We start from the raw sequence: 15,353 nt of genomic DNA on the forward strand, positions 1-15,353 counted from the left end.
ATAATTTAGCTATTTGCCTTATCTTTTACAGCTCATAACTTTCGTACATTTGCAGCACATTTCAAATCAAAAAAATAAATGTCTTCACACCATATCGTACGCGACGACCAGGAACCCGCTTTAATTATTGCTAACGGTGCTGCCTGCGATCCGGAATTATTAGGTCAGTTACTCGAATGGTCACCGCTGGTTATCGTTCTCGATTCTGCTATCGAAAGAGTGATTGATCTGGGTATAAAAGTAGACGTCCTTCTGGGAGATTTCGACCGTGGTTTTGATCCTGAAAGCTACAAAACAGCGCAATATCCGCTTGAGATTGTACATGCACCGGACCAAAACAAAACTGATTTAGAGAAAGCTTTTGATTATTTAATTGACCGCAAAATCCCTGCTGCCAATGTGGTTTGGGCAACCGGAAGACGCGCCGATCATACGATAACGAATTTAACCAACATCGTTCGGTACAGAAATTTACTTAAGATTGTCATTCTCGACGACCACTCCAAAATATTCCTGCTGCCCCATAAATTCGAAAAATGGTATACGGCCAAAACTCCGATTTCACTAATTCCAATTGGAGTTGTAAACGGTATTTTCTCCACCAACTTAGATTATCCACTCGAAAACGATACGCTTACCATTGGCTACAGAACCGGAAGCAGTAATTCCGTTACAAAGGATGGTCTCGTAACCATTATGCATACTGACGGTGATTTACTGCTCATGGAATGTATGGATTAGGAACGAGACATTTAGAGTTTGGAATTTGGATTTTAAAAATTTGGCTTTTCAATAACCCATTTCCTCCAAAAGGAATGACTATCTTTGCACCCAAATTCACAAAATGAAAACAATAGACAATTCCGAAAAAAACAATTTACATCCCCGAAATCTGCATCGTTCACGATATGATTTTGAACTTCTTATTTCGAATTGTCCGGAATTAAAAAAGCATGTAGCCATCAATGCTCATGGCATCGAAACTATTGATTTCAGTGATCCGCAGGCAGTAAAAATGCTCAACAAAGCATTATTACAGACCTATTACGACATTCAGGGTTGGGATATTCCGGCCAATTATCTTTGCCCGCCAATTCCCGGCCGTGCCGATTATATTCATTATCTGGCCGATTTATTAGCCGAAACCAACAACGGAATTATTCCGGAAGGATCTTCAGTTTTAGGTCTGGATATCGGAACAGGCGCAAACTGTATTTATCCGATATTAGGGAATGCTGTTTACGACTGGAGTTTTGTAGGCACCGATATCGATTTGAAAGCAATTGAAAATTGCAGCAAAATCATCGAAGCAAACCCGAAACTAATTGATGCGATCAGTTTGCAGCAGCAAACCGAAGCGCGGTTTATTTTCAAAAACATTATAACGCCCGAAGACCGTTTTACCTTTACCATCTGTAATCCGCCTTTTCATGCCTCAGCTGAAGATGCCAATCAGAGTACGGTAAGGAAAGTTTCCAATCTGAATCCGAAAGAAAAGAAAAAAATGAATCCTGTTTTAAACTTCGGAGGTCATAATGCTGAATTGTGGTGTGACGGCGGTGAAATTGGCTTTGTAACCCAAATGATTTACGAAAGCGCCAAATACCCAATGCAATGTTTGTGGTTTACTACTCTGGTTTCCAAAAGAGAAAATCTTTCGAGTATTTATAAAACGTTAAACAAAGTAAACGCAGCTTCCATAAAAACAATAGACATGGCTCAGGGCCAAAAAACAAGCCGGATTATAGCCTGGACTTTCTTAACCGAAGCACAACAGAAAACCTGGAAAATTTAAATTATATATTTTTAAACTATACACATTGTAATTTTGATACTTTAAATTAAAATTCTAATATCTTCCCGGACTTTTTTAAAGTACCTTTAGACTAAATTGAATTTTATGAATATTAAAAAATTACTCTTCATCTCTTTATTATTTATTTTACTTGCAGGCTGTTCTTCAACAAAAAAAGCCAAATTTGACGATTACATCTTTCAAACCAAAAAAGATAAAAATTCCTATATTACTTCGTACGACAAATCCCTGAAACTTTGGGGGATTGCGTATACTGAAGAAAATCTAAAAACCTCATACGGAACCGCTCATATTGTAATGGCCGGACCTAAAAACGGTAAAGACCTCGTTTTGCTTCACGGTATGGACGCAAGCTCTACGATGTGGTATCCCAACATTAAAGCTTTAGCAAAGACCTACCGCGTCTACGCCATTGATTTTCTTATGGAACCCGGAAAATCTACGATAACCTCAAACCCTCTTTCATCAGAAGAAATTGTAATTTGGTACAACGAAATTTTCAACCATTATAAACTAAAAAACTTTGATATTATCGGAGCTTCACGAGGGGGATGGATTGCGACTTTACTGGCGACTCAAAAATCAAATTCAATTGATAAAGTCGTTTTACTCAGTCCGGCTCAAACCTTCAAATTTATTGATAAAGTCGGGAAAACAACTTCTGCCCTAATGCTCAAACTTTTTCCAAGTGAAAAGAAATTCGGAAAAACATTAAAAGCTTTCGCTACACATCCGGAAAATATTAGTCCGGTATACAGAAGACAATTTTATCTGGCCAACAAATATGCCAAATCGAATTCGAGCCTGCTTAAAATGCAACCTTTTTCAGATGACGAGTTAAAATCAATTTCAAATCCGGTTTTGGTTTTGATTGGTGATAATGATGTAATCAATTCATCGGAAAGCTTAGAAAGAGCGCAAAAATATGTGCCGAAAAGCAAAACTAAAATCATAAAAGATGCGGGTCATTTTTTAACGATTGATCAACCCAAAATTGTAAACGATGCCATTATGGATTTTTTAAAATAGACTGAATTTTTAAATTCAACTACCTATTTTATAGAATTCAAACTTTGTATCTTTACAAAACTAAAATTTTCATCAAGCAAAAATGGAGTTTCAAGTTACCTCAGATTATAGTCCAAAAGGCGATCAGCCGCAAGCCATTCAAAAATTAGCACAAGGAGTTGTTGATGGCGAAAAATATCAAACTTTACTGGGTGTAACAGGTTCCGGTAAAACATTTACGGTAGCCAATGTTATTCAGGAAGTGCAGAAACCGACTCTGGTTTTAGCCCATAACAAGACTTTGGCGGCGCAGCTGTACTCGGAATTCAAACAGTTTTTCCCGAATAATGCGGTGGAGTATTTTGTTTCTTACTACGATTATTATCAACCGGAGGCTTTTATGCCGGTAACAGGGGTTTTCATCGAAAAAGATTTATCGATCAATGAAGAACTTGAAAAAATGCGTTTAAGCACCACTTCTTCCCTGCTTTCCGGTCGTCGTGACATTTTGGTTGTTGCTTCCGTTTCCTGCCTGTACGGTATCGGGAATCCGGTAGAGTTTCAGAAAAACGTCATTGCCATAGAAAAAGATCAGGTCATTTCGCGCACCAAATTATTACACAGCCTGGTACAAAGTTTATATGCCAGAACAGAAGCTGATTTTACACCCGGAACATTCAGAATAAAAGGAGACACGGTTGAAGTGTATCCGAGTTATGCTGATGATGCTTTCAGGATTCACTTTTTTGGAGATGAAATTGAAGAAATAGAATCTTTTGATGCCAAGACTTCCCAGGTCATTGAAAAATTTAAAAAACTGACGATCTATCCCGCCAATATGTTCGTGACTTCTCCGGAAGTTTTACAAGGCGCCATCTGGGACATCCAGCAGGATTTGGTCAAACAAGTTGATTATTTTAAAGAAACAGGTAAACATCTGGAAGCCAAACGTCTCGAAGAACGCACCAATTTTGACTTAGAAATGATTCGGGAACTGGGGTACTGCTCGGGAATTGAAAATTATTCAAGATACCTTGACGGAAGATTACCCGGAACAAGGCCTTTCTGTTTATTAGATTATTTTCCTAAAGATTATTTGATGGTTGTTGATGAAAGTCACGTAACCGTTTCTCAGGTTCACGCCATGTACGGAGGTGACCGCAGCCGAAAAGAAAACCTGGTGGAATACGGTTTCCGTTTACCGGCTGCCATGGACAACAGGCCTTTGAAATTTGAAGAATTTGAAGCTTTGCAAAATCAGGTGATTTATGTATCTGCTACTCCCGCCGACTATGAATTAGAAAAAACGGACGGTGTTTATATAGAACAGGTGATTCGTCCGACAGGATTACTGGATCCCATTATAGAAATTCGTCCGAGTTTAAATCAGATTGATGATTTAATCGAAGAAATTCAGGTTCGTTGTGAATTGGACGAAAGGGTTTTGGTGACCACTTTAACCAAAAGAATGGCCGAGGAATTAGCCAAATATCTAACCAAAGTAAATATCCGCTGTCGTTATATCCATTCTGATGTAGATACCTTAGAGCGTATCGAAATCATGCAGGATTTACGAAAAGGTATTTTTGATGTTTTAATTGGTGTGAATTTACTTCGTGAAGGTTTGGATTTGCCCGAAGTTTCGCTTGTTGCGATTCTTGATGCCGATAAAGAAGGTTTCCTGCGAAGCCACAGATCCCTGACGCAGACTATTGGTCGTGCGGCAAGAAATCTTAATGGTAAAGCCATCCTGTATGCTGATAAAATTACGGCCAGTATGCAAAAAACAATTGACGAAACGAATTACAGAAGAACCAAACAGATTAATTACAATACGGAACATAATATTACGCCGCAGGCCTTAAATAAAAAAATCGAAAGTGCGTTTACTAAAAATCCATTAGTAGATTATGAACTGGGCCATACTTTGACAGCAGCTGCCGAACCGGACACCAAATATATGTCTAAAGCAGATCTGGAGAAATTGATTCGTGAAAAGCGAAAATCAATGGAAAAAGCAGCAAAGGATTTAGACTTCCTGCAGGCCGCAAAATTACGTGATGACATTAAAAAACTACAGGAACAATTGTCTTAATTGTGTTGTTCCTGAAAAACTTTCAATAATAATTTAGGATCAAGCATAGCGTTTGGTGCTTTATTCATCAAATCTAAAATGCGTTTTGTAGCATTGAGATTCAAACCCATTTCTATGGCAATTTGCTGGATCGCTTTAGCTTCTTTTTCATGCAAAATACCATCGCAATGCATAATCAGAGCCAATCTGTAGAATTGCTGAATGCGCTGAAACTCTGATTTTATGTTTAATGGAGGGGTTTCCTGATGAAATAAATCCTGAAAATCTTTTTTATCGAAATTTAATTCCTGGGCTACCAGCCACAAAAAGTCCAGTTCCCTTTTATGCAGCTGACCATCGACTGTTGAGAAAACAATCATTTCTAAAAGTAAACTTCTCTTTTGTTCTTCGGTATCCATCAATTTATTATTTTTAGCTAAAATATTGTTTTTAAATCTAAAACACAATAAAACATATGATTCGGTTATTCTCCTTTTTTATTTTTCTGGGCATAATCTTTAGCGGAAATGCTCAGGAAAACACAGCGTCAAAAAATGTTTCTACTTTTACGATTGAAGCTCCACAACTCAAAACCACCAAAAAAATCTGGATTTATCTACCGGAAAATTATACCGCTTCAGACCAGAAATACAGCGTAATCTATATGCACGACGCCCAGAATTTGTTTGATGCCAAAACTTCTTATGTCGGCAAATGGAATGTCGACGAAAAACTGGACAGCTTAAAAGCAAAGGTAATTGTTGTCGGAATAGAACATGGAAACGACAAACGAATCGATGAATTAACACCTTTCAAAAGTGAAAAATACGGCGGCGGAAATGCCGATAATTATCTCGATTTTATTGTAAAGACAGTAAAACCATACATAGATAAAAACTACAGAACCAAAACAAAAGCCAAAAATACCATTATTATGGGAAGTTCACTTGGCGGATTGGTGTCGTATTATGCCATCTTAAAATATCCGGAAGTTTTTGGTAAAGCTGCAGTATTTTCCCCTTCTTTCTGGTTCTCGAAAGACATTTATACCTTAACAGAAAAAACGACCAAAATTAAGATCAAAATTTACTTTTTATGCGGTGACAAAGAGGATGAGAACATGGTGCAGGATATGACCAAAATGGAACGTTTATTAGACACAAAACGTTGTTATTGCCTTCACCTTACCAAATCAAAAATTGTAAAAGGAGGAGAACATAATGAAAAACTCTGGCGCGACGGCTTTGTTGGCGCACTTTCATGGCTGAAATATTAAATTAAAAACAACAAATTATGGAATTGATTTTAAGAGCATACAACCTAAAACTAAAACATACTTTTACTATTTCCAGAGAATCAATTGATTTTCAGCCTTCGTTGATTGTTGAACTCAAAAGCGATGGTTTTTCCGGTTTTGGTGAAGCCACCTCCAATCCGTATTATAAAACAACAGTTCCTGTCATGATGCAGGATTTAGAAAAAATCAGACCTCTAATTGAAAGTACCGAAAACGAAACTCCAGAAGCTTTTTGGACAAAAATATATCCTTTTTTAAAACACGACATGTTTGCTTTATGTGCCTTAGACCTAGCTTATAATGACTGGTATGCCCGCAAAAAAGGAAAAAAACTATATGAATTATGGGGCTATTCTCCCGATAAAAATCCAATGACCGATTATACTATCGGAATTGCTTCGATCGAAAAAATGGTCTCCAAAATGCAGGAACTGCCGTGGCCAATTTATAAAATTAAACTGGGAACCCAGGAAGATATTGCCATTGTAAAAGAGTTACGGAAACATACGGATGCCATTTTCAGAATCGATGCCAATTGTGGCTGGGGAGTTGAAGAAACCATTAACAATGCCGTTGAATTAAAAAAATTAGGGGTTGAGTTTCTGGAACAACCTATGAAAGCAGACGACTGGGAAGCCCACAAAGAAGTCTACAAACATTCCGTTTTGCCTGTTATTGCCGATGAAAGCTGTATTATTGAAGAAGATGTAGCAAAATGCCATAACTATTTTCACGGTGTAAATGTCAAATTGGTCAAGTGCGGCGGGCTGACTCCGGGTAAACGCATGATTGAAGAAGCTAAAAAACTTGGATTGAAAACCATGGTGGGCTGTATGACCGAATCTACGGTGGGAATTTCTGCAATCGCCCATTTATTACCGCAACTCGATTATGTAGATATGGATGGCGCACTGCTTTTAGCACAGGATATCGCAACCGGTGTAACCATAAAAAATGGTGTCATCAGCTATTCTGAACTAAACGGAACCGGTGTAACTTTAATCTAGTTATATGAAAGTCAGCCAATTTCCGGATCGGATTATCGAAATAGACCAGGAACAGTATTTGTATTTTGGCGGAACGGCCTATTTGGGCTTATCGGTCCATAAAGAATTTCAGCAATTGGTCCTTAAAAATATTTTAAGATGGGGAACAACTTACGGAAGTTCCAGGAACGCGAATGTAAAAGTCACTGCTTATGATGATGGCGAATCATTTTTAGCGCAACATATCAAAGCAGAATCAGCCGTTACGGTTTCGTCGGGAATGTTGGCCGGAAAAATGGTAATCGAGGAACTGAACAAGGAAACAGATTGTTATTTTCATTTTCCCAACGCACATCCTGCGATTAAAGCCCATGATAGTCTTCCCTTTTTTGAAGCTGGTAAAATCAATCCCAGATTATTCAATCCTAAACCGGAGAGAATTACCATTCTTACCGATGCCGTTCCTTCCTATCAGACAAAAGCAGTTGATTTATTGGTTTTAAAAGAAATCCCTAATCATAAAGAAATTACCCTGGTTATTGATGAATCCCATTCCCTTGGAATTTTAGGTCAGAATGGCTGTGGAATTTATAATGAAATACAATTCCCGGTTAAACGAAAAATCATGGTTTCTTCTTTGGGAAAAGCTTTCGGCTTAACGGGTGGCGTGATTGCAGGCGATTTAAATTTCATCAATCAGATAAAAAATCTGGACATTTTTATTTCTGCAGCCGGAATGAATCCTGCTTTTGTACAAACGCTGGCAGAAGCTGCTGAAATTTATCCGATTCAACATCAGAAACTAGTCAAAAATCTGGAGTATCTGGATTCGAAACTGATCAAAAATGAGAACATCAAATTTGACAAAACCTATCCGTTGATTTATATTGAAATTGAAAGCATTACTGAAATCCTGAAAGCAAATAAAATTATTATTGCCAATTTCAGGTATCAGGAAAACGCCAAAGACATCAATAGAATTGTAGTTACGGCAAATCATCTTAAAGAAGATCTGGATAAATTAGTCAATATTTTAAACGCCTGTAATTCTAAATAAAGTAAAAAAGTGTGCCACGAATTACACCAATTTCCACGAATTAATTTTTAAATACAATGCAATTCGTGGAAATTGGTGTAATTCGTGGCAAAAAACAGCAGCCCGACTCAATAAATTGTAATCAAATTACTTTTAAAACGTACCTTTGTAAAAAATTAAACGATGACGAATAACGATATCCTAAAAAAACTTCGCGTAGCTTTGATGCTCCGTGATGACCAAATAGTTGAGATTTTAGAATTAGTAGATTTTAGAATTACAAAATCAGAATTAGGAGCTTTTTTCAGGGCCGAAGATCATGAAAATTATATGGAATGCGGTGATCAGGTTTTACGTAATTTCTTAAACGGATTAGTAATTCATTTAAGAGGAACAAAGGAAAACCCTAAAAACCCGAATGATGTTTTAGCAAAGCATAAAGCAGAAATTCCGAAGAAAGACAGCACAAAAGAAAGACCAGAATTTAAAGCTAGTGCAAAAGATGCTGAAAAAGGAAGAGGCGACAAAGCACCTTCTAGATCAGGGCCTTCAGCTAAAAAACCTTTTAAGAAAAACAACACCAAAACAGCTCCTAAAGTACAGGTTGTTGAAAAAGTGGTTTACAAAAACGGGAAGAATAAAAAATAATAATTTTTGTAAAAGGTAAAATGTGAAAGTTTAACCGCAAAGAACGCTACGATTTTATCCTGTTATTAAGCTTATAAACGCAAAAATTCGCAAAGCTTTTTTAGCCACAGATTATCAGTATTAAAAGGATTTTTAAAATCTGCGTTAATCTGTGTAATCTGTGGCTAACTTTTTTATACAATCCTTTGTTTTTTTTTGCAGTTAAAATGATTTCAAAACAAAAAAACCATTCCGTTAGGAATGGCTTTTTATTTTATATAATCGATTTCTTATTTGATTAAGATAATGCAGCTTTAACCTGATCAGCAGCTTCCTGAAATTGAGTAGCTGATAAAATTGGCATACCTGAATTGTCAATTAATTCTTTTGCAATTTCAGCATTTGTTCCTTGCAAACGAACAATAATTGGCACATTGATAGCATCACCCATATTTTTGTAAGCGTCAACAACTCCTTGCGCCACACGGTCACAACGAACGATTCCACCAAAAATATTGATCAAAATAGCTTTTACGTTTGGATCTTTTAAGATAATACGGAAAGCAGTTTCAACACGTTTTGCATCAGCAGTTCCACCAACGTCAAGGAAGTTAGCAGGCTCAAAACCAGCGTATTTAATTAAATCCATAGTTGCCATTGCAAGACCAGCTCCGTTTACCATACATCCTACAGTACCGTCAAGATCTACATAGTTCAAACCTACTTCTTTAGCTTCAACCTCGATTGGATTCTCCTCACGGATATCTCTCATCTCAGCATATTTTGGTTGTCTGTATAAAGCATTATCATCGATATTTACTTTAGCATCAACAGCCATAATTTTGTTATCTGAAGTTTTCAAAACCGGGTTGATTTCAAACATAGAAGCATCAGAACCAATGTAAGCATTGTAAAGTGAGTCAATGAATTTCACCATTTCTTTGAAGGCATTTCCTGAAAGACCTAAGTTAAAGGCAATTCTTCTTGCCTGAAAACCTTGTAATCCAACAGTAGGATCTACTTCTTCAGTAAAAATTAAGTGAGGTGTGTGCTCCGCAACTTCTTCAATATCCATTCCACCTTCAGTAGAATACATAATCATGTTACGACCAGTAGCTCTATTTAATAAAACAGAAACATAAAATTCAGAGGTTTCACTTTCACCAGGATAGTAAACATCTTCTGCTACTAAAATTTTGTTTACTTTTTTACCTTCAGCAGAAGTCTGAGGCGTAATCAATTGCATTCCGATAATTTGTCCTGCAATTTCTTCAACTTGTTGTAAGTTTTTAGCAAGCTTAACTCCACCACCTTTTCCACGGCCACCTGCGTGAATTTGGGCTTTAATTACGTGCCATCCTGTACCGGTTTCGGCAGTTAATTGTTTTGCAGCAGCTACAGCTTCAACTGCATTGTTAGCCACAATTCCGCGTTGAATGCGTACTCCGTAACTCGCTAAAATTTCTTTTCCTTGATATTCGTGTATGTTCATAATATAGAATTTGTCTGGTTCTGAATTTATTTCAGAATAAAAGTGCGACAAAAATAGCAAAATTCAACTGAATAGTAAAATCTTTTTTCAATTAAAAAATGCCTTAAACCGACATTAAACAGTTATTCAATTTCAAAGAAAAGGAATCGTTAAACTATCGCTTCTAAAATGTTAACTAAAAAACACTAAAAAGTTTGATATTTAACAAAAACCTCACTGATTTCAAAGCCTTACGCCCAATTTCATTCCACATATTACAATGTAAATTGTGATTTTATCATTTCACAATGCTTTCTGCAATATTATTATCATTTAAGAATCATTTTTCTAATATTACAACAAAAATGAAAGCGGAATTACATTTTCAATACATTATGTTTAACGAAATCTCTATTTTTGTAGAAAAAATATCAAGAATGAGAGTTAAAGAACAAGGGCTTTATTTGCCTGAATTTGAACACGACAATTGTGGTGCAGGATTTATTTGTAATTTGAATGGTATTAAATCTAATGACATCATTCACAAAGCATTGGATATCTTAATAAAACTGGAACATCGTGGTGCAGTTAGTTCTGATGGAAGAACTGGAGATGGAGCTGGAATTTTATTTGATATCCCACATGCCTTTTTCAAAAAAGTATGTGATTTTGAAATCCCTGAAACACGTGAGTATGCAGTAGGAATGGTTTTTTTACCAAAAAGCAAAAACCAGGTTTCTTTTTGCATGAATGCTTTCGAATCAACAATCAAAGATCAGAATTTGAAGGTCTTAGGCTGGAGAGACGTACCCGTTGACGTAGAAAATTTAGGGCAGATTGCCGCAGAAAAAGAACCATCTGTTAAACAGGTTTTTGTTAGCAAAAACGGTCAGGATTTAACAGAACAAGAATTTAATGCAAAACTTTTTGCAGCCAGGAAAATTGCAGAACACGCGATCAGAGGATCTAAAACCTCCGAAAGTCACATGTTTTATTTTACCAGTTTATCGACAACTACTATAATATATAAGGGCTTATTGATGCCGGAAGACATCAGCCGCTATTATATTGACTTAAAAGATCCCGATTTAGTGACGCGTCTGGCGTTAGTTCACCAGCGTTTCTCTACCAATACTTTCCCTTCATGGGACTTAGCACAGCCATTTCGATACATGTGTCACAATGGTGAAATCAATACGCTTCGTGGAAACGTCAGCAGAATGCGTGCCCGTGAAGAATTAATGGAAAGCAAAATTTTTGGGGATGATATCAAAAAATTATTTCCGATTATCTTAGAAGGAAAATCAGATTCTGCTTCTATGGATATGGTCATTGAACTTTTATTAATGACCGGCCGTTCATTGCCTGAAGCGATGATGATGGTTGTTCCGGAAGCCTGGGAAAAACACCAGACGATGTCGGCAGAAAAGAAAGCGTTCTATGAATTCAACTCCTGCATCATGGAGCCTTGGGATGGACCGGCTTCGATTCCGTTTACAGATGGAAACGTAATTGGTGCTTTATTAGACAGAAACGGATTGCGTCCTTCCCGTTACACCCTGACAAAAAGTGGTTTCGTAATCATGTCATCAGAAATTGGTGTATTGGATATCGAACCGGAAGATGTTATTCAGCACGGTCGTTTAGAGCCGGGAAAAATGTTCCTGGTAGATATGAACGAAGGCCGTATTATTGAAGACGATGAAATAAAAAAAGCAATTGTAACCAAGCGTCCTTATAAAGAATGGGTTGAAGCTAACTTGTTGCCATTGGCTAAAGTTCCCTACACCAACAACCCTGTTCCGGTTGAAAAACTTGATTTTCATACCAGACAGCGTTTGTTCGGTTATACTATCGAAGACTTAAAAACGATTATCAACCCAATGGGATCAGATGGTGCTGAAGCCATCAGTTCTATGGGTAATGATACGCCTTTGGCCGTTTTATCAGATCAGCCACAATTATTATACAACTATTTCAAGCAATTATTTGCTCAGGTTACTAATCCACCTTTGGATGGTATTCGTGAGGAAATCATTACCGACATCAGTTTAGCCATTGGAGGTGATTTTAATATTTTCGAAATTGAAGCAAAACAATGTAAAAAATTAAAAATTCAGAATCCGGTTATTTCGAATGAGGATTTGGATAAAATCAAAAACATTGATCACGAAGATTTCAAATCGGCTACCATTTCTACTTTATACAAAATAGAAAAAGGAGTTAACGGTTTAGAGCGTGCTTTGGAGAAATGTGTTCAGGCTACATTCAAGGCAGTTTCTGAAGGCTGCAATATTATCATCCTTTCCGACAGAGGTGTAAGTGAGCAAATGGCTCCAATTCCAATGCTATTGGCTTGTTCTTACATCCACCACTCTTTAAACATCCTGAAAGTTCGTTCTAAATTCGGAATCATAATCGAATCTGCAGAGCCTCGTGAACCGCATCATTTTGCTTTATTGTTCGGATATGGTGCCAGTGCGATTAATCCATATATGGTCAACGAGATCATTCACGATCAGGTCAATCAGGGATTCATTACAAAGGTGAAAGCGGATTACGCTATTATCAACTATAACAAAGCGATTGCAAAAGGTATTCTTAAAATCATGAACAAAATTGGTATCTCTACCTTACATTCGTACAGAGCTGCCCAAATTTTCGAGATTTTAGGTTTAAATAAAACATTCACTTCTAAATACTTCCCTTATACGCCTTCCAGAATCGAAGGAATTGGCTTAATGGAAGTGGAGAAAGAAGTAAAGAAACGTTTCCAGAAAGCATTTCCAAATTCAAAAATCGCCAACTTATTGCCTTTGGAAATCGGAGGTATTTACAGATGGAGAAGAGGCGGGGAAAAACACATGTTCAACCCAACTACGATTTCTAAATTACAACAGGCCGTTCGTCTGAACAGCCCGGAAAGCTATAAAGAATACTCTGATATGGTTAATGAGCAAAGCTCAAACTTAATGACGATCAGAGGTTTGTTTGAATTCAACAATTTAGATCCGATTTCTATTGACGAAGTAGAACCGTGGACCGAAATTGTAAAAAAATTCAAAACTGGTGCCATGTCTTACGGATCGATCAGTAGAGAAGCCCATGAGAATTTAGCAATTGCGATGAACAGAATTGGCGGAAAAAGTAATTCCGGAGAAGGTGGAGAAGATCCTAAACGTTTCCAGAAAGAAATCAACGGAGATTCGAGAAACAGCGCTATCAAACAAGTAGCTTCGGGACGTTTTGGCGTTTCGATCAACTATTTGACGAATGCGAAAGAAATTCAGATTAAAATGGCTCAGGGGGCTAAACCCGGTGAAGGCGGACAGTTACCCGGAGAAAAAGTAGTGCCCTGGATTGCTGAAACCAGAAATTCCACTCCTTATGTAGGTCTGATTTCACCTCCCCCACATCATGATATTTATTCTATTGAAGATTTATCCCAGTTAATTTTCGACTTGAAAAACGCCAATCGTGAGGCACGTGTCAACGTAAAATTAGTTTCTGAAGTGGGAGTTGGAACTATTGCTGCGGGTGTTGCCAAAGCAAAAGCTGACGTTATCCTGATTTCAGGTTATGACGGAGGAACAGGCGCTGCACCTTTGACTTCCTTACAGCACACCGGTATTCCGTGGGAACTAGGTTTAGCCGAAGCACAACAGACTTTAATTTTAAATGATTTAAGAAGCCGTGTCGTTTTAGAATGTGACGGACAATTGAAAACTGGTCGTGATGTAGCGATTGCTGCCTTATTAGGTGCTGAAGAGTTTGGTTTTGCCACTGCTCCGCTTGTAGCTTCAGGCTGTATCATGATGAGAGCTTGTCACTTAAATACTTGTCCGGTTGGTATTGCCACTCAGGATCCTGAATTGAGAAAAAATTTCAAAGGAACTCCGGAGCACGTGATCAACTTCATGTATTTTATTGCTGAAGAGTTAAGAGAAATTATGGCACAGTTAGGTTTCAGAACCCTGAAAGAAATGGTGGGTCAGTCACAAAAATTAAATGTGAACAAAGCGATCAAGCATTACAAAGCCAATGGTTTAGATTTATCATCAATTCTGTACAAACCGGAAAAAGCAAAAACAGTTCCGAACCACAATACAACAGAACAGGATCACAACCTGGAAAATGTATTGGATTTCGAAATTATTAAAGAAGCAATTCCGTCTATTTACAGAAAAGAAAAAACAAGAGTTACGTTTAAAATTAAAAATACAGACCGTTCTGTAGGTGCCATTTTGAGTAATGAAATCTCAAAAATCTATGGCGCACAAGGTTTACCTGAAGACACTATTTTAGTTGATTTTGAAGGTTCTGCCGGACAAAGTTTTGGTGCATTTGCTACCAATGGATTGTCATTTAAAATTCACGGAAACTGTAATGATTATTTAGGAAAAGGACTTTCAGGAGGAAAATTAATTATCAAAGTCCCTCCTACTGCCACCTTCAAACCTGAGGAAAACATCATTATCGGGAACGTTGCCCTTTACGGAGCGATTACCGGAGAGGCGTATATTAATGGAATGGCCGGAGAGCGTTTTTGTGTGAGAAATTCAGGAGCAACTGCGGTTGTCGAAGGAATTGGAGATCACGGATGCGAGTATATGACAGGTGGTACAGTAGTAGTTTTAGGAAAAACAGGAAGAAACTTCGCAGCCGGAATGAGCGGTGGTGTTGCTTACGTATACGATCCTAAACAACAATTTGATGCAACAGTGTGCAACATGGAAATGGTTGCCTTTGATCCTATCGAAGCAGAAGATGTGACCAAACTACGAAAACTGATCAAAAACCACTCTTTGTATACCAACAGTCCATTAGCAAAAAGAATCTTGGCAGACTGGGAAAATCAACAAAACAATTTCGTAAAAGTAATGCCTACCGATTACAAAAAAGCATTACAACGAATTGCAGAAGAGAAAAAAATAGAAGAATTAATTGCTTAATAAAAATCAATTTCAAAACCAATAACAATGTCTTCCTGAACGTCCCGAGAATTCGGGAGAAGGATTGGAATTTGGAATTTAAGAAA

Annotated in this window: 11 protein-coding genes; 9 read left to right on the plus strand and 2 right to left on the minus strand. The window is 37.4% G+C overall.

The window, feature by feature from the left end:
- Nucleotides 1-78 precede the first annotated feature (78 nt).
- From EV142_RS12035 to uvrB, 4 genes are all read left to right on the plus strand, one after another.
- The gene (locus EV142_RS12035; protein ID WP_132036033.1) at nucleotides 79-741 is read left to right on the plus strand and encodes a thiamine diphosphokinase; all 663 of its coding nucleotides are present in this window, start codon (nucleotides 79-81) and stop codon (nucleotides 739-741) included.
- A gap of 103 nt (nucleotides 742-844) precedes the next feature.
- On the plus strand, nucleotides 845-1,795 hold the full coding sequence (gene rlmF / locus EV142_RS12040; RefSeq protein ID WP_132036035.1) for a 23S rRNA (adenine(1618)-N(6))-methyltransferase RlmF: 951 nt from the start codon (nucleotides 845-847) through the stop codon (nucleotides 1,793-1,795).
- Between the two features lie 105 nt (nucleotides 1,796-1,900).
- The gene (locus tag EV142_RS12045) at nucleotides 1,901-2,845 is read left to right on the plus strand and encodes an alpha/beta fold hydrolase (protein ID WP_132036037.1); all 945 of its coding nucleotides are present in this window, start codon (nucleotides 1,901-1,903) and stop codon (nucleotides 2,843-2,845) included.
- 82 nt (nucleotides 2,846-2,927) lie between these two features.
- On the plus strand, nucleotides 2,928-4,919 hold the full coding sequence (gene uvrB / locus EV142_RS12050; RefSeq protein WP_132036039.1) for an excinuclease ABC subunit UvrB: 1,992 nt from the start codon (nucleotides 2,928-2,930) through the stop codon (nucleotides 4,917-4,919).
- On the opposite strand, the gene EV142_RS12055 is transcribed toward uvrB, so the two are convergent.
- Nucleotides 4,916-5,317 carry a TerB family tellurite resistance protein gene (locus EV142_RS12055; protein ID WP_132036041.1) on the minus strand — a complete coding sequence of 134 codons (402 nt, stop codon included), beginning with the start codon at nucleotides 5,315-5,317 and terminating at the stop codon, nucleotides 4,916-4,918. The two genes, uvrB and EV142_RS12055, sit on opposite strands and share 4 nt — an antisense overlap.
- A 56-nt stretch (nucleotides 5,318-5,373) precedes the next feature.
- Here EV142_RS12055 and EV142_RS12060 point away from each other — a divergent pair, with 56 nt between their 5' ends.
- From EV142_RS12060 to EV142_RS12075, 4 genes are all read left to right on the plus strand, one after another.
- A complete protein-coding gene (locus EV142_RS12060) occupies nucleotides 5,374-6,174 on the plus strand; it encodes an alpha/beta hydrolase (RefSeq protein WP_132036043.1) in 801 nt (266 codons plus the stop codon).
- Nucleotides 6,175-6,191: 17 nt separating this feature from the next.
- Nucleotides 6,192-7,202: a dipeptide epimerase gene (locus tag EV142_RS12065; RefSeq protein ID WP_132036045.1), complete on the plus strand. Its 1,011-nt coding sequence runs from the start codon at nucleotides 6,192-6,194 to the stop codon at nucleotides 7,200-7,202.
- A gap of 4 nt (nucleotides 7,203-7,206) precedes the next feature.
- Nucleotides 7,207-8,238: an aminotransferase class I/II-fold pyridoxal phosphate-dependent enzyme gene (locus EV142_RS12070; protein WP_132036047.1), complete on the plus strand. Its 1,032-nt coding sequence runs from the start codon at nucleotides 7,207-7,209 to the stop codon at nucleotides 8,236-8,238.
- 162 nt (nucleotides 8,239-8,400) lie between these two features.
- Nucleotides 8,401-8,865 (plus strand): DUF1456 family protein, encoded by a 465-nt coding sequence (locus tag EV142_RS12075; RefSeq protein ID WP_132036049.1) that lies wholly within the window; start codon nucleotides 8,401-8,403, stop codon nucleotides 8,863-8,865.
- Nucleotides 8,866-9,142: 277 nt separating this feature from the next.
- Here EV142_RS12075 and sucC read toward each other — a convergent pair whose 3' ends face one another.
- A complete protein-coding gene (gene sucC, locus EV142_RS12080) occupies nucleotides 9,143-10,336 on the minus strand; it encodes an ADP-forming succinate--CoA ligase subunit beta (RefSeq protein ID WP_132036051.1) in 1,194 nt (397 codons plus the stop codon).
- Between the two features lie 416 nt (nucleotides 10,337-10,752).
- Here sucC and gltB point away from each other — a divergent pair, with 416 nt between their 5' ends.
- A complete protein-coding gene (gene gltB / locus EV142_RS12085) occupies nucleotides 10,753-15,267 on the plus strand; it encodes a glutamate synthase large subunit (RefSeq protein WP_132036278.1) in 4,515 nt (1,504 codons plus the stop codon).
- The last annotated feature ends 86 nt before the right edge of the window (nucleotides 15,268-15,353 follow it).

Source organism: Flavobacterium circumlabens (assembly GCF_004345565.1).
GTDB classification, from domain to species: domain Bacteria; phylum Bacteroidota; class Bacteroidia; order Flavobacteriales; family Flavobacteriaceae; genus Flavobacterium; species Flavobacterium circumlabens.

Bases quoted from the DNA above. Each gene is read 5' to 3' on its own strand.
- EV142_RS12035 (WP_132036033.1), top strand. From the start codon at position 79: ATGTCTTCACACCATATCGTACGCGACGACCAGGAACCCGCTTTAATT.
- rlmF (WP_132036035.1), top strand. From the start codon at position 845: ATGAAAACAATAGACAATTCCGAAAAAAACAATTTACATCCCCGAAAT.
- EV142_RS12045 (WP_132036037.1), top strand. From the start codon at position 1,901: ATGAATATTAAAAAATTACTCTTCATCTCTTTATTATTTATTTTACTT.
- uvrB (WP_132036039.1), top strand. From the start codon at position 2,928: ATGGAGTTTCAAGTTACCTCAGATTATAGTCCAAAAGGCGATCAGCCG.
- EV142_RS12055 (WP_132036041.1), bottom strand. From the start codon at position 5,317: ATGGATACCGAAGAACAAAAGAGAAGTTTACTTTTAGAAATGATTGTT.
- EV142_RS12060 (WP_132036043.1), top strand. From the start codon at position 5,374: ATGATTCGGTTATTCTCCTTTTTTATTTTTCTGGGCATAATCTTTAGC.
- EV142_RS12065 (WP_132036045.1), top strand. From the start codon at position 6,192: ATGGAATTGATTTTAAGAGCATACAACCTAAAACTAAAACATACTTTT.
- EV142_RS12070 (WP_132036047.1), top strand. From the start codon at position 7,207: ATGAAAGTCAGCCAATTTCCGGATCGGATTATCGAAATAGACCAGGAA.
- EV142_RS12075 (WP_132036049.1), top strand. From the start codon at position 8,401: ATGACGAATAACGATATCCTAAAAAAACTTCGCGTAGCTTTGATGCTC.
- sucC (WP_132036051.1), bottom strand. From the start codon at position 10,336: ATGAACATACACGAATATCAAGGAAAAGAAATTTTAGCGAGTTACGGA.
- gltB (WP_132036278.1), top strand. From the start codon at position 10,753: ATGAGAGTTAAAGAACAAGGGCTTTATTTGCCTGAATTTGAACACGAC.